The 18,702-nt window shown below is 72.0% G+C and carries 20 protein-coding genes; 8 read left to right on the top strand and 12 right to left on the bottom strand.

All coding sequences use genetic code 11. The annotated features are described in order from the left end of the window. Position 1: 1 nt before the first annotated feature. The 3 genes from NZH93_RS50550 to NZH93_RS08055 all read left to right on the top strand — a co-directional run bounded on the left by NZH93_RS50550 (position 2) and on the right by NZH93_RS08055 (position 2,625). Positions 2–1,051: a peptidogalycan biosysnthesis protein gene (locus NZH93_RS50550; RefSeq protein WP_259622321.1), complete on the top strand. Its 1,050-nt coding sequence runs from the start codon at positions 2–4 to the stop codon at positions 1,049–1,051. A gap of 15 nt (positions 1,052–1,066) precedes the next feature. Next, positions 1,067–1,990: a phosphotransferase family protein gene (locus NZH93_RS08060; RefSeq protein ID WP_259622320.1), complete on the top strand. Its 924-nt coding sequence runs from the start codon at positions 1,067–1,069 to the stop codon at positions 1,988–1,990. A 62-nt stretch (positions 1,991–2,052) separates the two neighbouring features. Further along, a complete protein-coding gene (locus NZH93_RS08055; RefSeq protein ID WP_259622319.1) occupies positions 2,053–2,625 on the top strand; it encodes a cob(I)yrinic acid a,c-diamide adenosyltransferase in 573 nt (190 codons plus the stop codon). Between the two features lie 49 nt (positions 2,626–2,674). On the opposite strand, the gene NZH93_RS08050 is transcribed toward NZH93_RS08055, so the two are convergent. Genes NZH93_RS08050 through NZH93_RS08040 form a run of 3 tightly spaced genes read right to left on the bottom strand, consistent with a single transcriptional unit; the run spans position 2,675 to position 5,635 of the window. Further along, positions 2,675–2,920, bottom strand: coding sequence for an acyl carrier protein (locus NZH93_RS08050; protein WP_259622318.1), 246 nt, complete (start codon positions 2,918–2,920; stop codon positions 2,675–2,677). Then, a complete protein-coding gene (locus tag NZH93_RS08045; RefSeq protein WP_259622317.1) occupies positions 2,913–4,592 on the bottom strand; it encodes a fatty acyl-AMP ligase in 1,680 nt (559 codons plus the stop codon). The genes NZH93_RS08050 and NZH93_RS08045 overlap by 8 nt, the downstream gene beginning before the upstream one ends. Then, complete coding sequence (locus NZH93_RS08040; RefSeq protein ID WP_259622669.1) at positions 4,589–5,635, bottom strand: SDR family oxidoreductase; 1,047 nt, start codon at positions 5,633–5,635, stop codon at positions 4,589–4,591. Before NZH93_RS08040 ends, NZH93_RS08045 begins: the two co-directional genes overlap by 4 nt. A gap of 96 nt (positions 5,636–5,731) precedes the next feature. Here NZH93_RS08040 and NZH93_RS08035 point away from each other — a divergent pair, with 96 nt between their 5' ends. Together NZH93_RS08035 and NZH93_RS08030 are read left to right on the top strand one after the other, a co-directional pair. Beyond that, positions 5,732–6,289 (top strand): EF-hand domain-containing protein, encoded by a 558-nt coding sequence (locus NZH93_RS08035; protein WP_259622316.1) that lies wholly within the window; start codon positions 5,732–5,734, stop codon positions 6,287–6,289. A gap of 544 nt (positions 6,290–6,833) precedes the next feature. Beyond that, the gene (locus tag NZH93_RS08030) at positions 6,834–7,580 is read left to right on the top strand and encodes an SDR family NAD(P)-dependent oxidoreductase (RefSeq protein ID WP_259622315.1); all 747 of its coding nucleotides are present in this window, start codon (positions 6,834–6,836) and stop codon (positions 7,578–7,580) included. A gap of 22 nt (positions 7,581–7,602) precedes the next feature. On the opposite strand, the gene NZH93_RS08025 is transcribed toward NZH93_RS08030, so the two are convergent. The 3 genes from NZH93_RS08025 to NZH93_RS08015 all read right to left on the bottom strand — a co-directional run bounded on the left by NZH93_RS08025 (position 7,603) and on the right by NZH93_RS08015 (position 10,270). After that, positions 7,603–8,337 (bottom strand): SDR family NAD(P)-dependent oxidoreductase, encoded by a 735-nt coding sequence (locus tag NZH93_RS08025; protein ID WP_259622314.1) that lies wholly within the window; start codon positions 8,335–8,337, stop codon positions 7,603–7,605. Positions 8,338–8,392: 55 nt separating this feature from the next. Then, a complete protein-coding gene (locus tag NZH93_RS08020) occupies positions 8,393–9,625 on the bottom strand; it encodes a GDSL-type esterase/lipase family protein (RefSeq protein WP_259622313.1) in 1,233 nt (410 codons plus the stop codon). 63 nt (positions 9,626–9,688) lie between these two features. Then, positions 9,689–10,270: a TetR/AcrR family transcriptional regulator gene (locus NZH93_RS08015; protein WP_259622312.1), complete on the bottom strand. Its 582-nt coding sequence runs from the start codon at positions 10,268–10,270 to the stop codon at positions 9,689–9,691. A gap of 71 nt (positions 10,271–10,341) precedes the next feature. On the opposite strand from NZH93_RS08015, the gene NZH93_RS08010 reads away from it, so the two are divergent. Next, a complete protein-coding gene (locus tag NZH93_RS08010; RefSeq protein WP_259622311.1) occupies positions 10,342–11,388 on the top strand; it encodes an aldo/keto reductase in 1,047 nt (348 codons plus the stop codon). A gap of 10 nt (positions 11,389–11,398) precedes the next feature. Here NZH93_RS08010 and NZH93_RS08005 read toward each other — a convergent pair whose 3' ends face one another. The 5 genes from NZH93_RS08005 to NZH93_RS07985 are packed head-to-tail and all read right to left on the bottom strand — an operon-like array spanning position 11,399 to position 15,676. Continuing rightward, positions 11,399–11,986 carry a chorismate mutase gene (locus NZH93_RS08005; RefSeq protein ID WP_259622310.1) on the bottom strand — a complete coding sequence of 196 codons (588 nt, stop codon included), beginning with the start codon at positions 11,984–11,986 and terminating at the stop codon, positions 11,399–11,401. Positions 11,987–12,018: 32 nt separating this feature from the next. Further along, positions 12,019–13,077: a 4-hydroxy-2-oxovalerate aldolase gene (dmpG, locus tag NZH93_RS08000; RefSeq protein WP_259622309.1), complete on the bottom strand. Its 1,059-nt coding sequence runs from the start codon at positions 13,075–13,077 to the stop codon at positions 12,019–12,021. Then, entirely contained in the window at positions 13,074–14,033 is a 960-nt protein-coding gene (locus NZH93_RS07995; RefSeq protein WP_259622308.1) for an acetaldehyde dehydrogenase (acetylating), read from the bottom strand. Before NZH93_RS07995 ends, dmpG begins: the two co-directional genes overlap by 4 nt. After that, positions 14,030–14,845 (bottom strand): 2-keto-4-pentenoate hydratase, encoded by an 816-nt coding sequence (locus tag NZH93_RS07990; RefSeq protein ID WP_259622307.1) that lies wholly within the window; start codon positions 14,843–14,845, stop codon positions 14,030–14,032. Before NZH93_RS07990 ends, NZH93_RS07995 begins: the two co-directional genes overlap by 4 nt. 27 nt (positions 14,846–14,872) lie before the next feature. Then, positions 14,873–15,676 (bottom strand): IclR family transcriptional regulator, encoded by an 804-nt coding sequence (locus NZH93_RS07985; protein WP_259622306.1) that lies wholly within the window; start codon positions 15,674–15,676, stop codon positions 14,873–14,875. Between the two features lie 98 nt (positions 15,677–15,774). Here NZH93_RS07985 and NZH93_RS07980 point away from each other — a divergent pair, with 98 nt between their 5' ends. Together NZH93_RS07980 and NZH93_RS07975 are read left to right on the top strand one after the other, a co-directional pair. Further along, positions 15,775–16,590: an alpha/beta fold hydrolase gene (locus NZH93_RS07980; protein WP_259622305.1), complete on the top strand. Its 816-nt coding sequence runs from the start codon at positions 15,775–15,777 to the stop codon at positions 16,588–16,590. Between the two features lie 8 nt (positions 16,591–16,598). Then, positions 16,599–17,471 carry a VOC family protein gene (locus NZH93_RS07975; RefSeq protein ID WP_259622304.1) on the top strand — a complete coding sequence of 291 codons (873 nt, stop codon included), beginning with the start codon at positions 16,599–16,601 and terminating at the stop codon, positions 17,469–17,471. A gap of 83 nt (positions 17,472–17,554) precedes the next feature. On the opposite strand, the gene NZH93_RS07970 is transcribed toward NZH93_RS07975, so the two are convergent. After that, the gene (locus tag NZH93_RS07970; RefSeq protein ID WP_259622303.1) at positions 17,555–18,673 is read right to left on the bottom strand and encodes a sugar ABC transporter substrate-binding protein; all 1,119 of its coding nucleotides are present in this window, start codon (positions 18,671–18,673) and stop codon (positions 17,555–17,557) included. Between the last annotated feature and the right edge of the window lie 29 nt (positions 18,674–18,702).

Genomic DNA, 18,702 nt, shown 5'->3' with positions numbered 1-18,702 from the left:
CGTGAACGCCTCGACCTCGGTCGGTTCGTGCACCGTGCACGGCCACCTCGACGACCCCGAGGTGGCGGGCCGGTGGTCCGAGGCGGTCCGCGGTGGACCGCCGCAGCTCTCCGTCCGGTGGCTCACCTGCCACGCCGGGAGCTTCGCGCGCCCGCCCTCGTACGTGGTGGCGAACGGCGCCGACGGGCGGCCGGACGCGGTGGCGGTCTTCCACGTCCGGCGGCCGGGCGACCACCACACGAAGTACCGCCTCGAAGCCCACGTCGCCGACACCTCCGCGCTGCCACCGGGGGCGCTGGACGCTCCCGCGGTGGTCGTGGTGGCTCCCAGCGCCTACACCTCGGGTCTGTACGTGCGGGACGGCCTGCCGCCCGATCGGGTCCACGCGGCGGTGGCCGCCGTGCGGCGGGCGGTGACGGAGGCGGGCCGCGCCGAAGGCGCTCGGACGGTCCTGCTGCCGCACCTCGGCGTCGAGGCGCGCGACTGGTTCGCCGACGGCGTCCGCTTCCCGATGACGCCATCGGCGTACCTGGACCTCGGCGCCGCGCGCTCGTTCGACGACTACCTGGCGACGCTGCCCCCGAAGCGCCGCCGGGAGACGATGAGGGAACGCCGGGCGTTCGCGGCGGCCGGGCTGAGCATCCGCGTTTCCCCGACGCTCCACCCGATCGAGCGGTTGGTGGAGAGGCAGGTCGCGCACTACGGGCGGTACGGGCTGGCGGCCGACCCCGCGCGGATCACCGAGCAGTTCCGCTCGCTGGCCGAGCACTACGGCGACGACCTCCTGCTCTTCGCCGTGCTGAGGGGGACCGACGAGGTGGGGCACGTCGTCGTCGCGCGGGAGGGGGAGTGGATGGTCGCCAAGCTCGCCGGTTTCCACGGCCGGGAGAGCTACGCCTACTTCGAGGCCACCTACTACGCCGTGATCGACTGGGCGGTGCGGCACCCCGGCCGGACCCTGATCGACTACGGCGGCGCCGCGATCGACGCCAAGGAACGGCGCGGCTGCGTCGTGAGACCGTTGAGCGGCGCCGTTCTCGCCGTCCACTGAAGGGGTGGAGTTGTCGTGCTGCACAGCATCGAGGTACCGGACGAGGCCGCGCTGGCCGAGCGGTTGGTGGTCCAGCTCGGCGACCGCCTGCCGCCGGGGAGCGTGGTGAGCCCCTGGAAGCGCGGGGCCGACTACTCGGCGTTGCGGGTGCGGTCCTCGGACCGGCGACTCGTGCTGAGGGTCCCGCTGCGCGAGCTGGCACCGTCGGCCTACGACGGCACCGTGGACTTCGGCGCGCTCCTGGAACGCGAGGTGACGGCGCACCGCGTGCTGTCCGGGGCGGGTGTGCCGATGGCGCCGCTCCTCGACTGGCACCGCGCGCGGGAGGCGGGCACGCACTCGTGGATGCTCCTCGAAGAGGTGGAGCACGACCAGCTCACCGACCTGGGGGAGCGGGAACTGGCGCGGCTCGGCGAGGTGCTCGCGCTGATCCACCGGGTGGAGCTGACGGAGGCCGACACCGCGGTGCTCGGCGCCGACTGCTCGGCGAGCGCGCTGGCCGACCGCCTCGCGGTGCGGGTCGCGGCCTTCGCCGACCGGGTGGACGTCCCCGGCCACGAGGACGTGGTCGAGGCGGCCCGCGTGGTGCTGAAGGGCAGGAGCGGCGGCCATCGCCTGCTGCACATGGACCTGCGGCCGGACAACCTCTGCTTCCGCGACGGGCGCGTCGCCGCCGTGCTGGACCTCTCCAACTGCACCACCGGTGACGTCGCGGCCGAACTGGGCCGGATGCGGGCCTACGGCCTGCTGGACGGCGCACTGGTCGACGCGTACGCCGCGGCCGGGCACGAGCTGCCGGACGAGTCCGTGATCGCGGCGTACGCCACCGACACGTTCGCCCTGCTCGGGCTGCTCGGCACCGACGAGTTCGCGGACCAGGAACTGGTCGACCGCGGCCTCGACGGCCTGGCGCGCTGCCGCGCGGTGCTCTGTCCCTAGTGGACAGTCCTGATCCGGAAATCCCGCCCTCGCGCGGGACCTGACTCGTTTGGGGTCGTGACATGGCCGTACACCTCACCCGCATCTACACCCGCACCGGTGACGCGGGACAGACCCGCCTCGGCAACAACGAGGTGGCTTCCAAGACCGATCCCAGGATCCAGGCGTACGCGGACACCGACGAGTGCAACGCCGCCGTCGGGGTGGCGTGCGCGCTCGGCGACCTGCCGGGGGAGCTGACCACGATCCTGCGGACGATCCAGAACGACCTCTTCGACGTCGGCGCCGACCTGTGCAACCCGATCGCCGCGGAGTACGAGTACCCGCCGCTGCGGATCACCCCCGCCTACGTCGAACGGATCGAGGGCTGGTGCGACGAGTACAACGCCCGGCTGCCCAAGCTCGACTCGTTCGTGCTGCCGGGGGGCACGCCGGGGGCCGCGCTGCTGCACGTGGCCCGCACCATCGCCCGTCGAGCCGAGCGGTCGAGCTGGGCGCTGCTCGCCGACGACCCGGAGCACACCGGCGAACTCCCGGCCAAGTACCTGAACCGCCTGTCCGACCTGCTGTTCATCCTGGCCCGCACGGCGAACCCGACGGGCGACGTCAAGTGGGTACCCGGCGGCGACCGGTGACGCTGACCGGTCGGGGTCGGCCACGGCGCGGTGGCCGACCCCCACCGGGTCACGGTCGGTCGATCAGCCCGCCGAGGTGCGCCGCGATGGCGTCGATGGTCGGGAAGTCCCAGGCCAGCGTGGGTTCCACGAGGACTCCCCAGCGCTCCTCGACGTCCACGCACAGCCCCATGGCGTGCGCGGAGTCGAGGCCGAGCGACCGCAGCTTCACGTCGGTGCCGACCCGCGACGGCGGCAGCGCCAGGTAGCCCGCCACGGCGTCGACGAGCCAGGCCCTCAGCACCTCGTCAGACATGGACCTCCTCCGGGGCGGCGACGATCGTGGCGACGGCGGGGGACAGGGCGCTGTGCAGCACCGACAGCCCACCGTCGAGGAACAGGTCGCGCATGTGCCCTCGACGCACCTTGCCGCTCGTGGTGTGGCGGATCGCGTTCGACCGCACGACCACGACGCTCGCGGACACGCCGAACTGCCTGGTCACGGCGTCGAGCACGACGTCGGCGAACTCGCGGGCGTCACCCTGCGAGGCTCGGCGCATCTCCTGCACCAGCACGACGTGCTCCGCGGAGTCGGCGTCCCGCACGCCGAAGGCCGCGCCCTTGCCCGCGGCTGGGTGCGCCTCCCGCGCCGAGGACTCGATGTCCTGCGGGTACAGGTTCCGGCCGCGGACGATGAGGAGTTCCTTCAGCCGCCCGGTGACGTAGAGCTGGCCGTCGAGGAGGAAACCGAGGTCGCCGGTCCGCAGCCACCGCCCGTCGGGGCCGGTGACGAAGGTGGCGCGGGTCGCGGCGGGGTCGCCGTGGTAGCCCGCCGCCAGGCTGGGGCCCGCCACCCTGATCTCGCCGACCGTGCCGTCGTCCACCTCGACGCCCGTGGCCGGGTTGGTGACGCGCACGTCCATGGCGTCCGGCTCGCCGCACCCGACCAGCGGCACACCGCCGCCGTCCGACGTCGGCACGACCTCGCCCGCGGCCAGCGATCCACTGGTGAACGAGCGGACGGCCGGTCCGAGGCCGCGTGACGTGCAGGTGACCACCAGGGTGGACTCGGCGAGCCCGTAGCCGGGGTTCAGCGCGGTGCGCCGGAACCCCACCCGCGCGAACCTGGCGGCGAACGCGTCCAGCGTGGCGATCCGGATCGGCTCCGCCCCGCTGACCGCCATCGTCAGGCAGGACAGGTCGAGCCCGACCAGTTCCTCGTCGCTGACCCGGCGGGTCGTCCACGCGTAGCCGAAGTCGGGGGCCACGGTCCAGTCCACCCGGTGGTCGCTGATCGCGCGCAGCCAGCGGATCGGGCGGGCGACCACCGCCTCCGGCGAGAGCAGGACCAGGTCGGCTTCCGCGTGCAGGGCCTGCAACTGGAGCCCGACGAGCCCCATGTCGTGGTGGTGCGGCAGCCAGCCGCCGATCCGCCGGACGGGGACGGCGCCGCTGATCCTCCGGAACAGCTCCAGGTTGTGCGTCAGGCTGCCGTGGGTGACCTCGACGCCGCGCGGGTGGCTGGTCGACCCGGAGGTGTACTGGAGGTAGGCGACGGTGTCGGCGGCCACCTCCGGCGGCTCCCAGGAACCGCCGTCGGCGGCCTCGGTGAAGGTCCGCGCCGACAAGCCGTCGAGCGCGGCCACGTGCGCCTCGTCGGTGAGCACCATCCGCGCGTCGGAGTCCTCGACCAGGCGGTTCACCCGGTCGACCCGCGAGGCCGCCGAGAGGGGCAGTGGCGCGGGCACCGCCACGGCGCCCGCGTAGAGGCAGCCGAGGAACGCGACGAGGAAGTCCAGGCCGGTGGGGTAGAGCAGCAGCACCGGCCTGCCCGCCATCCCGGCACCGGTCAGCCAGGACCCGACGGCCCTCGCCCTCCGGTCGAGTTCGAGGTGGGTCAGTTCGACCGCCGGGCGCCCGTCGGGGAGGTAGGTGACCTTCCGGTCGGAGCGCGGGCGGGTGCGGAAGCGGGTGACGAAGTCCGTCATTCGGGGAGTCCCTCGCGGAGGTACCAGGAGATGAGCAGGTCGAGGATTCGAGGCGTGACGGGTGGCGGCTCGGCGTCCCCGCGGGACTCGAACTCGTACTCGTGGCGCAGGTAGGGGGAGGTGAACTTGCACCGCATGTTGACGATCGCCTCGAACCTGCTGAAGGGCTCGGCCTCGACGGCCTCGGCGGTGACGGCGACCAGTTCGACGGGCAGGTGCGCGGAGATCGTGGCGAACAGGTCGGTGACCGGCACCGCCGCGGCGGGCACGAGGTGCCGCACCGGCCGGTCGAGCGGACCGCCCGCCAGCGCCAGCAGCCGGTCCACGGTGCCGTCGACGGGTGCCAGGTGCAGTGCCGCCCTCGGGTGGCAGACGAAGCGGACGCGCTCGCCGGGGGTGCGCCTCGCGAACAGCGCGATGACCCTGAGGAAGTCGTAGAGCCCGAGGTCGGACAGCGCCCGACCGGTACCGGAGTGGCCGACCATGACGCCTAATCGGGCGACCAGCACGTCACCGTTTCGAGCTAGTCCGGTCTGCGAGAGCTGAACTTCGGCCACCCTTTTGGAATGTTCGTAGTCATTTCTGAACTCAGACGGGTGGTTATAGTCAGGCCATTGCTCCAGCGCCTTACCCTGAGTAGTTCCGTGTTGGTAGGCCGTGCTGATGTGGACGTACCGGGAACCGGGTTTCGCGTGCCTGGTGAACGTGGCGGCGGCGTAACTCGAACCGACCACGTTGACGGCGTGCAACTCCGCTTCACGACGCGGGAAGAACGTGATGAGTGCCGCGCCGTGCCAATAGGTGCACGGCTCGGAGAATACATCGGAAGGTGATATTCCCAAGTCTGGTTCGGCCAGTGAGAACGTCCTGACCTGCACCTTCATCGCCAGATCGGGGTCCAGGTGCAACGTGGTCAGCGCGTCGGCGACCTTTCTCCTGACGACTTCCTCGCTCGCGCGCGCCAAAGCGACCACCGAGTCGCCACGCGCCACGAGAGCGCCGATGAGATGGGAGCCGACAAAACCATTGGCTCCGTCTACCACATGCACAACCACGGAACAACCTTCCCATGGCAGCGTCGCGGACAGTAGCGTTTCACATCGCCAGAGTAGTGCTCCTCGAAGAAAGAGCCGAATCCCATGCTCAACGAACTGCAAAAGCGGAAAATCGCACACCTCTTCGCCCTGTTGGACGTGGACGACGACGGCACCATCGACAGGATGGACTACACGGCTTCCGCGGACCGGCTCGTCACCGCGTTCGGGTACGCGCCGGGCTCGCCCGAGAGCGAACTCGTCCGGGAGCGCTACAACCGGCTGTGGGACGCGGTCACGCTCCCGATGGACACCGACGGGGACGAGCGCGTCGACGTCGACGAGTACGCCTCGGGCATGGACCGGTTCGTGACGGCGTCCGACGGGGGCTACCGCGCCCACATCGCGCCGATCGCGGACGCCTTCTACGACCTGATGGACGTCGACGGCGACGGCCGGATCACCAGGACCGAGTACGTGCGCATGGCGGCCAGCGCCTTCCGCCTGTCCGAGGCCGCGGGCAGCAGCGCGTTCGACAAGCTCGACCTGGACGGCAACGGCTGGCTGAGCCGTGACGAGCTGCACGCCGCGAACGAGCAGTTCTTCCGCAGCCCGGAGGAGAGCGCCAAGGGCAACTGGATCTTCGGACCGATCGCGGTCTGATCCCGGCCCGCCGGGTGCGGCCCGCACCCGGCGGACGCGGAATGGTCTGCGTTCTTTCCCGTACCCGTTCCCGGGGCGGCGGGCGAAATGAGATCAGGCGGGTTTGTCCGAGCCCCGCAAACCCGGCGGGAATGGGGCACGACGTAAGAGCCGCCAGGACGGCGGTAATCCGACGGCGGGTCGGTGAAAACGTTTCTCGCCCCAGCCGGTTCGTCGGACCCGAGGCCTCCGACGACCGTCCTGAGCACCGCCGGGCCGGTGGTGAGCGCCCGCGGGCTCGTCCTGGCTGTCCACCACCGCGTGGCGGGCGCCGGTCGGCCCGCGGCCGACCGGTCGACGTCGGATCCAATTCTCCCTCAGGTCCTGTCGCCTCGGTGAGGCTCTCGCGGTGCCGGACAATGCATTCGTGGAATACCCCGCATGCGATCCGCGCATGGCGTTTTGAGACGCTCGACTTCTTGGTGGCGCAATAGGCCCGCGGTATACGTTGTCCGCCGTACCGCAGCGCATTCGACGGAGGACGAGTGACGAAGAAGTGGCAAGGATGACCGGCGGCAGGCCCCGCGCGGTGCTCGTCACCGGGTCGACGAGCGGCATCGGTCGCGCGACCGCGGTGGCGCTCGCCTGGACGGGCTTCTCGGTGGTCGTGCACGGCCGCGACCGCGTCCGGGGTGAGCGGGTCTGCCGGGAAGTGCGCGAGGCGGGCGGCGAGGCGACCCTGCTGCTCGCCGACCTCGCCGATGCCGAGCAGACCCGTGACCTGGCCGAGCGCGCCACGGCGGTGACCGGCGGGATCGACGTGCTGGTCAACAACGCCTTCGAACCGGGGGTCCACGCGCCCAGTGCGGACACCTCGACCGCCGACTTCGATCGGCGCTTCGCGGTCAACGTGCGGGCGCCGTTCATCCTCACCACGGCGCTGGCCCCGGCGATGGCCGAGCGGGGCGAGGGGGTCGTGGTGAACGTGTCCATGGCGGCGGCGAGCAAGGGTGTCGCCGGGATCGCGCTGACCTCGGCGACGAAGGCCGCGCTGGAGGCGCTCACCCGGTCGTGGGTGGCCGAGTACGGGCCGCGAGGCGTGCGCGTGAACACGGTCAGCCCCGGCGTGGTCCTCACCCCGGCCAACGCCCACCTGGTCGAGCAGATGCGCGCCTTCGCGTCGAAGACCCCGGCGCGGCGGCCGGGGCAGGCGCAGGAGGTCGCCAACGTGATCGCGTTCCTGGTGTCCCCGGCGGCGTCCTACGTCTTCGGCGCGACCATCGCCGTCGACGGCGGGATGCTGGCGGTGTGACGGGCCGGTGCCCGCCGCGGGGTCACCAGGGCAGGGGTTGGTTCTGGTAGTCGACGAAGTGCAGTCCCCGCTCGCCGGTGCGCGCCTCCACGGTGTCCACCACGCCGGGGATGCTCTCGTCGACGTCCAGCGGCGCGCCGGGCCCGCCGAGTTCGGTGCGCACCCAGCCGGGGTTGAGCAGGAGCAGGGTGCGCGGGTCGTCGGCGTTGCGGGCGGCGTAGCTGCGCATGAGCTGGTTGAGGGCGGACTTGCTGGACCGGTAGACCTCGTGGCCGCCGTTGGTGTTCATGCCGACGCTGCCCTGCCGGGAGGACATGACGGCGAGGGTGCCGGTCTCGACGACCAGCGGGCCCAGGGTCTCGATCACGCGCAGGGGGCTCAGCGCGTTGGTGACCAGGACCTCGGTGAAGGACTCGGTGGTGACCTCGCCGACCGGGATGTTGGCGTGGGCGATGCCCGCGTTGACGAACAGCAGGTCCAGGTCGCGCCCGGCCAGGCGGTCGCGCAGCGCGGCGATCTGCTCGGGCTCGGTGATGTCCACGGATTCCACCAGCAGCCGCCCGTCGGAGGTCTCGGCGAGTTCGTGCAGGCCGGTGCGCTGGTCGCCGCGCACGGTCCCGATGACCTGCCAGCCCCGGCGCAGCAGTTCGGCGGCCAGCGCCAGCCCCAGGGTCCGGGAGGCGCCGACGACGAGAGCGGTCTTGTGGTTGTTCGACTCGGGCACGGGGATCTCTTCCTCACCTCGGAACACCAGCATTTCGAGGCTCAGTGTATCGAAATGCTGGTGCTCCCGGCTGAGGGCCTACGAGGTGCTACCGGGCGACCAGCTTCCGCAGGGCCACGTAGTCGGCGACCGCCTGCTGGCCCGCGATGTTGGCGTGCACGCCGTCGCCGGTGTCGTAGGACGGCAGGATGCTGTTAGGCCGGACCGGGTCCGCGAGCACCTGGTCGAAGTCCGTCAGCCCGGTGCACGTGCCGGTGCAGTCGCCGCCGTTCTTGACGAAGCCCGCCACGGCGTGGCGGTCGACGTTGTTCTGGTCGGTGTAGCCGGGGCGCGGGGTGATCGGGGTGACGTGCACGGCGACGCCCGCGTCGCGCAGCCGCCGGAAGACCTCGCGGTAGCTGGCGATGATGTCGTTCGCCGTGCAGCCGTTGGCGAGGTCGTTGGTTCCGTAGTAGTAGACGACCGCGGTGACGCCGTGCAGGGCGAGCACGTCCCGCTCCAGGCGGGACACGGCGTCCAGGCCCGCGACCGACGCGGGGTTCCGGGGGCAGATCGCGCTCGTCGTGCCGCTGATCCCGGCGTTGGCGACGGCGACCTGCTCGCGCGCGGGCAGCTCGGCGACGACCCGGCGGGCCAGCACGTCGGTCCACCGCTTGTTCGTGCCGGTCTCGGTGCAGCCGGGGCCGCAGTTCGTGCTGCCCACGCCGTCCACGACGGAACTGCCGAACGGGACGACCGTTCCCCGCAGCGCCGGGTTGTGGACGTCGACGGCGCTGACCACGAGCGTCGACTGGACCTTCTGAGAGTACGCCGACCCCGCCGCGTCCGAGAGGTGGTCGCCGGAGTCCGGCGGGGTGAGGTAGTTGTCGCGGAACGCCGAGTTGTGCTGGCCGGGGACGACCTCGCCCGCCGCGTACAGGCTGACCGCGACGTCGTCGCCCGGTTTCGTCGCGAGGAACGCGCGGTCGCTCCACACCTCGCCGCCGGGCGGGATGGTGACCGCGCGGCGGCCGGAGAACCTGATGTCCCGCTGTGCGCGGACCTCCGGTCCACCGGTGCCGATGCCGACTGCCGCGCGGTCGATCGTCAGCGGCTGCTGCCCGAACGTGTTCTGGAGCCGCACGCGGATCGCGCCGCCGCCCTGGCTCAGGTGCGTGATCATCCGGATCGACTGGTTCCGCAGCGGTGTCGAGGCCTGGCGTTCCTGCGACTGCGCCCAGGCGGTGAACCAGCCCCGGTCCGTGCGGTCGGCCTCCGCCGTGCCCGTCGCGAGCAGGGCGAGGACGCTCATCACGACGACCGATATCCGCAGACGCCTCATCGTGCCCCTTTACAACGTTGGAAGCGCTCTCCCGTTCATCTAGGCACAACGCGGGCGACCGAGCTACCTCCGAACGGAGGGCGGCGAGGGGGCGTGGTCGGGCGCGCGTCCCGACTCGACGACCGCCATGAGGGCCTCGGCGAAGGGGGCGTGGTCGAGGTCGCCGCGGACGGCGAGCTGCTGGGTGTAGCCGTTGCAGATGGCCACGAACGCTTCGGCGACCCGTTCCGCGTCCGCGGGCTCGCGGTCGGGCAGGAGCGCGGCCACGGCGGTGCGCAGCTCGTCGAGCTGGTCCCGGACGAGCGCGGCGAGCGAGGGGGAGACGGCGGCCTCGGCGTAGATCTGGGCGACCAGCCGGGCGTGGTCCTCCTCGCGCGCCATGGTGCGGACGTGCTGGAGGAAGTCGTGGGTGGACTCGGCCGTCAGCTCGGCGGGGAACGTCTGGGTCGCCTGCTCGCAGATGGCGACGATGATCTGGTCCTTGCTCTTGAAGTACCGGTAGATGGCGCCGACGGAGAGGCCGGAGGCCTCGACGAGGTCGGGGATGGACGTGCGCGCGAAACCGTGGCTGGAGAAGCGGGAGCGGGCCGCGTCGACGATCTGCTGACGGCGCGCGTCGAGGTGGTCCTGGCTGACCTTCGGCATAAAAGAACGACCATTCGTTTTTGTGTTAGCGTCACGAGCGTACCCCGCAGCCCTGACCCCAGGAGACCACCGTGCGTTCCCAGACCTTCGGACGACAGAGCGGCCTGCGGGTCTCGGAGTACGTGCTGGGCACGGCCAACTTCGGATCGGCGCCGGGCGCCGCGGGCCTCGAGGGCTCCAAAGCGATCTTCGAGGCGTTCGTCGCGGCCGGTGGGACCACGTTCGACGTCTCGAACATCTACCAGGACGGCGAGGCCGAGACCGTCCTCGGTGATCTGCTCGGCCGCGAGCGGGACGAGTTCGTGGTGATCACCAAGTACAGCGGGAGCAGGCAGGCGCAGGTCCGGTCGGGGACTACCGGCAACAGCCGCAAGACCATGATCCGGTCCCTGGAGGAGAGCCTGCGGCGGTTGAAGACCGACCACGTCGACGTCTTCATGCCGCACTTCCCCGACGGGGTGACACCCGTGCGGGAGATCCTGGCGGGCTTCGACGACCTGATCCGGGCGGGCAAGATCCGCTACGGCGGGCTGTCGAACTTCCCGGCCTGGCGGGTCGCGGGCGCCGCCGTCCGGTCCGAACTGCACGGGCACGCGCCGCTGGTCGGCATCCAGACCGAGTACAGCCTGGCCGAGCGCTCCGCGGAGCGGGAGCTCATCCCGATGGCCCAGGCCCACGGGCTGGGTGTCGTCCTGTACTCCCCGCTGGCCGGTGGCCTGCTCACCGGCAAGTACCGGCGCGGCGAGCAGGGGCGGCTCAGCGCACGGGGCGCGGAGGCCGGGGGCACGGGGCGGCGCGCCGCCGTGCTCGACGCCGTCCTCGCGGTCGCCGCGGAGACGGGCACGGGTCCGGTCCAGGTCGCGCTGGCCTGGCTGCGCGGGCGCGCCGCACGGGCTCGGACCTCGATGATCCCCATCGTCGGACCCCGCACCCCGGCACACCTGGAGGGGTACCTCGACGCGCTGGACGTCGAGCTGGGCGAGGAGCACCACCGGCTGTTGGAGGAGGTCAGCGCGATCCGGCTGGGCACGCCCCACGAGGACGTGGCGGCCGCGCTGGCCCACGGCGCCGACGGCGACCGGAGCCTCCTCGACGCCCCGCCCGTTCCCGTGGCCTGACCTCCACCCGTCAGCGCACGGGCGCGGCGCACACCGAGCGGACGGCCGAGCCGAGCGCCCGGCGGTGCAGGGTGTCCAGCGATTCCAGGACCACCGCCGATCCGGCGGCCAGCGCGAGCTGGACCGGGCACGAGGTGGGCTCCGCGCGCACGTCCACCGTGGTCGAGAGCTGCTGGAGCAGGGCCGTGGTGAGCCGGTCGAGCCGGGCGCGGATCGTCCCGAGGTCGGGGCGCGTGGTGGGAGCCTCGCCGGGGTGGGCCGTCCAGCGGGCGAACAGCCCCCTCTGCACCACCTTGCTCGCGGTGATCTGGTCCCGGAAGAACGCCGCCGCCGCGTCCGGGGACAGTCCGAGCGCGACGGCCTGCCGCCGCACCTGGTCGAGCACCTGCTGCTCACGGGCGGGGTCGTCGATCGGCGCGCCGGTGCCGAACTTGGCCGCCGCCACGTCGTCACCGACGCGCAGGCGCTCCACGGCCAGGTCGGTCAGCGGCCCGAGCCTGCCGAACGACCCGCTCGGCGCGACGGTGCCACCCGCCGCCACGGCCGGGAGGCTGGCCAACGCCATCGTGACCGCCACCGCCAAGGCGGTGATCGCCATCCTGCTGCTCGTGCTCAACCGCGTTCCCGCTTTCACCGGTCGTGCCGGACCACCGGGTCCGCGTGCTCCATTGTGGACGTGGTGGGCGGTTGGGCGCGCAGGCCGAGCGCGATGTCGGTGATCATGTCCTCCTGGCCGCCGACGAGGCCGCGCGCGCCGACCTCGACGAGGAGGGTCCTCACGTCGACACCGTGGCGCCGGGCGGCGGTCTCGGCGTGCCGGAGGAACGAGCCGTAGACGCCCGCGTAGCCCAGGGTCAGGGTTTCCCGGTCGACGCGGACCGGTCGGTCCTGGAGCGGGCGGACCAGGTCGTCGGCCGCGTCCTGGAGGGCGAAGAGGTCGCAGCCGTGGTCCCAGCCGTTGAGGTCGGCGACGGCGATGAACGCCTCGATCGGCGTGTTGCCCGCACCGGCGCCCTGACCGGCGAGCGAGGCGTCGACGCGGTTCGCGCCCTCCTGGACGGCGACCACGGAGTTCGCCACGGACAGCGAGAGGTTCTCGTGGGCGTGGATGCCGATCTCGGTGGCCGGGTCGAGGACGTCGCGGTAGGCGCGCACCCGTTCACGGACGCCGTCCATCACGAGCCGTCCGCCGGAGTCGGTGACGTAGACGCAGTGGGCGCCGTAGGACTCCATCAGCTTCGCCTGGGCGGCCAGCGTGCCCGCGTCGGTCATGTGGCTCATCATCAGGAACCCGGAGACGTCCATGCCGAGTTCGCGAGCGGTCGCGATGTGCTGGGCGGCGATGTCGGCCTCCGTGCAGTGGGTCGCGACGCGCACCGAGCGCACGCCGCACGCGAAGGCCTGCCGGAGTTCCCTGATGGTCCCGATCCCCGGCAGGAGGAGCGTGGTCAGCCGGGCTCGGGTGAGCCTGTCCGCGGCGGCCTCGATCCACTCCCAGTCGGAGTGGCTGCCGGGGCCGTAGTTGAGGCTCCCCCCGGCGAGCCCGTCGCCGTGGGCGACCTCGATGGCGTCGACGCCCGCCGCGTCGAGGGCGGCGGCGATCTCGCCGACCTTCGCGGGCTCGATCCGGTGCCGGATGGCGTGCATCCCGTCCCGCAGGGTCACGTCCTGGACGAAGAGCGCGGTCATCGGACGTCCTCCTGCCGTCGGGCGAGCCGCTCGGCCACCTGGACGGCGGCGGAGGTCATGATGTCGAGGTTGCCCGCGTAGGACGGCAGGTAGTGCGCCGCTCCCTCGACCTCGAGGAACACCGACACCTGGTGCGTCGGGGCGGTGGCGCCTCCGGCGAGCAGGGTGTGGACGGGCTGCCCGGCGGGGACCGGGTCGATCTGGACCGCCTGCTTGAGCCGGTAGCCGGGGACGTAGGCGGCGACGGCGTCGACCATCTTCCCGACGCTCGCGCGGATCTCGTCGTGCGCGGCCTCGTCGGGTGCCACCACGAGCGCCAAGACCGTGTCCCGCATGATCAGCGGCGGCTCGGCCGGGTTGAGGATGATCACCGCCTTGCCCCGTTCGGCGCCCCCGACGGTCTCGATGGCGTGCGCGGTGGTCTCGGTGAACTCGTCGATGTTGGCGCGGGTGCCCGGTCCGGCCGACCGGGACGCGATGGACGCGACGATCTCGGCGTAGGGCACCGGCACGACCCGCGAGATCGCGGCGACGATCGGGATCGTCGCCTGGCCACCGCAGGTCACCATGTTCACGTTCGGGGCGTCGAGGTGCTCGTCGACGTTGACGGCGGGGACGACGAACGGTCCGATCGCGGCGGGCGTCAGGTCGATGAGCCGCTTCCCGTGGGCCGACAGCTTCTCCGCGTTCGCGAGGTGCGCCTTCGCGGAGGTGGCGTCGAAGACGATCCGGATGTCGTCGAAGCCCGCCATCGCGATGAGGCCGTCTACCCCCTCGGAGGTGGTGGGCACGCCGAGGCGTTCCGCGCGGGCGAGGCCGTCGGAGGCCGGGTCGATGCCGACCATGGCCCCCATGGCGAGGTTCTCGGAGAACCGCAGGACCTTGATCATCAGGTCGGTGCCGATGTTGCCGGAGCCGATGACGGCGACCTTGGTCCTGGGCGTCGGGGCGCTCACGAGTCGTCCCCGTTCGTCGCGTCGAACGTGACGCCCACCTTTCCCAGTCCGGTGAGGGTGGCCTCGACGGTGTCGCCCGCGGCCACCGGCACCATGGGGCCGAGCGCGCCGGACAGGACCACCTGGCCCGCGAGCAGCGGCCTGCCGTGGTCGCGGGCGGCGTGGGCGAGCCAGGCGAGGGCGGCGAGCGGGTCGCCGAGGCAGGCCGCGCCCGTCCCGGTCGAGACGACCCGCCCGTTGAGCGCCATCTCCATCTCGACCGCGACGGGGGAGAAGTCGGCCAGCGGCACCCGGTCGGCCCCGAGCACGAACATCCCGCTGGAGGCGTTGTCGGCGACGGTGTCGCCGAAGGTGATGTCCCAGCCCGCGACGCGGCTGTCGACGATCTCCAGTGAGGCGACCGCGTACGCCACGGCGGCGCGCACCTGGTCGGGTCCGAGGTCGCCGTCCGCGAGGTCGGCGCCGAGGACGAACGCGACCTCGGCCTCGATCCTGGGTTGCAGCAGCCTGCCCGCGCGGATCCGGCCGTCGCCGGTGGCGTCCATGTCGTCGAAGAGGACGCCGAAGTCGGGGCGGTCGACGCCGAGCTGGGCCTGGACGGCGGGGGAGGTGAGCCCGACCTTGCGGCCGACGATCGTGGCGCCCCCGGCCACGCGCGCGGCGGTGAGCCGCTCCTGCACGGCGTAGGCGGCGTCCACGTCGGTCGCCCCGATCACGTCGCGCACCGGCGGGCAGGGCGTCCCGGTCTCGGCGGCGGTCAGGAGCCGCCGTGCGGCTCGGTCGGTGGCGTCGGTCTGGGAGGAGGGAGTCACGGGGCCACTCTGATCGGGTCCGGGGGTTCAGCTCCACGGTTTGGTTCCGCTGGGTGGAACCGCCGTGTCGCCGTCGTGGTCGCGGCGGGCGAGCGCGGCGGTGATGCCCGCCGCCGCGGCGCGGACCGCCGACACGTGGCTCGCGGGGTGGAAGCGGGTGACCGGCCCGGTGACGCTGACCGCGCCGACGACGGTGTCGTGGGCGTCGAAGACCGGGCAGGCGACGCAGGCGATCCCCACGGCCGACTCCTCGTGCTCGAACGCGACCGCCTTCTCCAGCACGGCGTCGAGTTGCGTCCGGAGCACGTCGACGTTGGTGATCGTGCGCGGTGCCAGCCGGGTCCGGATCGCGCCGAGGACCCGGTCGCGCACCTCCGCGGGGGCGTGCGCCAGCAGGACCTTGCCGATCGCGGTGGCGTGCAACGGCATCCTGCCGCCGAGCCGGGACGGTGAGGCCGCCTGCCGGTGGCCGCCCACCTTGGCGACGTAGACGACCTCGGTCCCCTCCCGCACGCCCAGGTGCACGGTTTCGCGGGTCTTCTCGCGCAACTCCTCCAGGAAGGGCAGGGCGACCTCCAGCAGTTCCCGCTCCACCGAGGCGCGCATGCCCAGTTCGAACACCAGGCCGGACAGGCGGTAGCGGCCGTCGACGCGGTCCAGGAGTCCCGAGTGGACGAGGTCGCCCGCGACCCGGTGCAGCGTGGCCTTCGGCAGACCGGTCCGGGTGTGGAGCTGGGAGAACGTCAGGGTCGTCCGGTCGACGGTGAAGGCCCGCAGGATCAGGACGACCTTGCCGATGACGGTCTCCCGGCGGGGGGCGGGTTCTCCCATGGTGTCGGCCTTTCACGGTCCGGGGTCCGGTGCGCGACGGCGCTTGCGGTGCGGCCCGGACTCATTATAGTGAGCGTTACATACAAGGGTGGTGAGCTGTGGTGAAGACCGTGGACGTGGGTGGTACCCACTTGGCGTACGAGGAGTCCGGTACCGGACTCCCGGTGATCTGGTTGCACGGGTCCGGGCCCGGCGCGACCGGTATGAGCAACTTCGGGAACAACCTCCAGGCGTTCGGGGACTACCGCAACATCGTGGTGGACCTGCCCGGCTGGGGCAGTTCGCCACGCGAGACCGACCAGCCGCTGCTGTTCCACGCGGCGGAGGCGGTGAGCGCCGCGATGACCGCGCTGGGGATCGAGCGCGCCCACCTCGTGGGCAACTCCTACGGCGGCGGCGTCGCGATGAGGCTGGCCGTCACCGAGCCGGAGCGGGTGGACCGCCTCGTCCTGATGGCGCCCGGTGGAGTGCTCCCCGACGACGTCCCGCCGTGGCCGGTCGGGTTGGAGCACCTCTTCGGCTACATGGCGGCCGAGACCCCGTCGAGGGAGGCGATGGCCGCGTTCGTCCGCCTGATGGTGCACGACGAGTCGTTGGCGACCGAGTCCCTGATCGACGAGCGCTACCGGTCGAGCCTGGCGGCCCACCCCGAACTGCCGATCCCGCCGAACTTCGGCGACCTGACCCCCGACCTCCCGCGCGTCCGGGCGGCCACGCTGCTGCTGTGGGGGCGCGAGGACCAGACCGTCCCGCTGTCCTGGGCGACCAGGATCCTCCAGGGCATCCCCGACGCGGAGCTGAGGGTCCTCCCGCACTGCCGCCACTGGGTGCAGTACGAGCGGGCTCCCGAGTTCAACCACGTCGTTCGCGAGTTCCTGTCGGGCGGCGTCACGGCCGCCGCCGCGGAAGGATGAGATCACCGGTGGGTATCAGCAAACTGGGGTACGTCGGGCTCAACACGACGGACGTCGAGGCCTGGACGACCCTGTTCGACCGCACGTTGGGCGTCAAGAGCGCCACCGTGGAGTTCGGCACCGAGGAGGTCGTCCTCGCCGCGCTCGACGACGTCGAGTACCGGCTGGCGCTGTACCGGTCCACCGAGGACAGCCCGCGGCACATCGGCTGGGTGGTCGACACGGCTCCCGAGCTGGACCGCCTGACCCGGCGGCTGACCGACGCCGGGTTCGCCGTCGAGGAGGGCACGGCCGAGGAAGCGCGGCTGCGCGGGGCCACCCGGCTCCGCTGGTTCACCGATCCCGTCGGCTACCGGGTGGAGATCGTCCTCGGCCAAGCCAGGACCCACCCCCGGCCGGTGCGCCCCGCGGACGCCACCCCTGGCGTCACCGGGCTCGGGCACCTGGTCCTCGCCAGCCCGAAGCTCGACGAACTGCGCGACCTGTACGAGTCGGTGCTGGAGTTCAAGCTGACCGACTACCGCGCGCCGGGCCTGTTCTTCTTCCGGTGCAACACCACCCACCACAGCATCGCACTAGCGAGCGCCGAGACCACGTCCATCCACCACCTGGAGATCGAGCACGGCTCGCTCGACGACGTCGGCCGGGCGTTCGACCGCGCGCAGGCGAACGACGTGCCGATCTCGATCAGCCTCGGCCGTCACATGAACGACAGGGCGGTCTCCTTCTACGTGCGCAACCCCAGCGGGTTCCACCTGGAGATCGGGTGGGGCGGCATCGAGGTCGGGGACGACTGGGTCGCCCACGACTTCGGCACCTCCGACGTGTGGGGCCACCGCCACACCGATGCGAACCCGTTCGCGAGCCCCACCCGTCCCTGACGGCTCCGCCGTCGACGTGAACCGCCGCCCCGACTCCGCGACCGCGGTGTCGGGGCGGCGGTCGTCGCGCGCCCGTGCCGATCTCACCTGCCCCAGAGCGTCTTGAAGCGGGCGGCCACGTCCGGGTAGGCGGAGAAGCCGAGCGTCGGGTCGAACGTGATGTCCTCCGGGCGCAGGAACTGCTGCACCAGCGCCTCCCCGTCCAGCACGTTCCGCTGCGGCGCCTGCCCGACGATCAGGCGGGCGGCGGTGTCGACGGCGGTCCACGCCAGGGTGTTGAGGTCCGCGCCCAGCTCCACGGTGGCCTGCTGGTCCTTGAGGTACTGGAGGTTGGTCGGCACGGGGTTGGCGCCGACGATCTTGATGTTCGTGAGGCCCGCGACCTTGAGCCGGGCGGGCAGGCCGGTGGCCGCCGCGGAGGACTGGAAGACGACCGCGCCGGTGTCCGGGTTCGCCCTCAGGTCGCTCACGATCCGTTCCGGGGCCTTGTTCCCGACCTCGGTGATCGGGATCTGCACGACCCGCGACGTGCAGTCGGGGCAGAGTTCCTCCAACTCGCTCTCGAAGCCGCGCTTGACCGCCGATCCGTACGCGATCTCGCTGTGCTCGTACAGGACCGCGTGGACCGCCTTCTCGCTGTTGGCGACCAGCCAGGCGGCCTGGAGGCGGCCCTGCCTCTCGAAGGCCGCCGTCCCGTTCGGCTGCACGAGCCCTGAGTCCGCGCCCGCGACCGTTCCCAGTGACACCACCGGGATTCCCGCGGCCACGAGCTCCTGGCGCTGGTTGTTCCACAGCGCGGGGTCGATGGCGGTGTTGATGACCGCCGCGGGGCGCTGCTGCACGACCGTGCTGAAGGCGCTCTGGACGCCGCTGGCCGACGTGCCCGCGCGGACCGCGTACAGCTCGACCCCGAGCTGCTCTGCCGCGGGCTGCATCAACTTGTAGACCAAGGACACCAGAGCGTTGCCGTTGTCGATGTACGCGATGCGGGTGCCCGAGGGAACCGGTGACTTGAGCGGTTCGGTGATGGGGAAGTCGCTCGGACGGCCGATCAGCGGCGCGATGATGTCCTGCGCCCGCTTCCGCGCGTCCGCCGGGATGGCGGCGCTGGAGGTGGTGGAGCCGCTGCTGCCGCAGGCGGACACCAGCGCGACCGCCGCGACCACGGCTGTGCTTCTGAGCGCGAGCATGCGTGTTCTCATGTGCCGTCCTTGTGCGAGGAGTGGTGGTG

Origin of the sequence: Umezawaea endophytica (assembly GCF_025061645.1) — a bacterium.
Classification (GTDB): domain Bacteria; phylum Actinomycetota; class Actinomycetes; order Mycobacteriales; family Pseudonocardiaceae; genus Umezawaea; species Umezawaea endophytica.
This window is presented reverse-complemented; position numbering and strand designations above follow the sequence as displayed.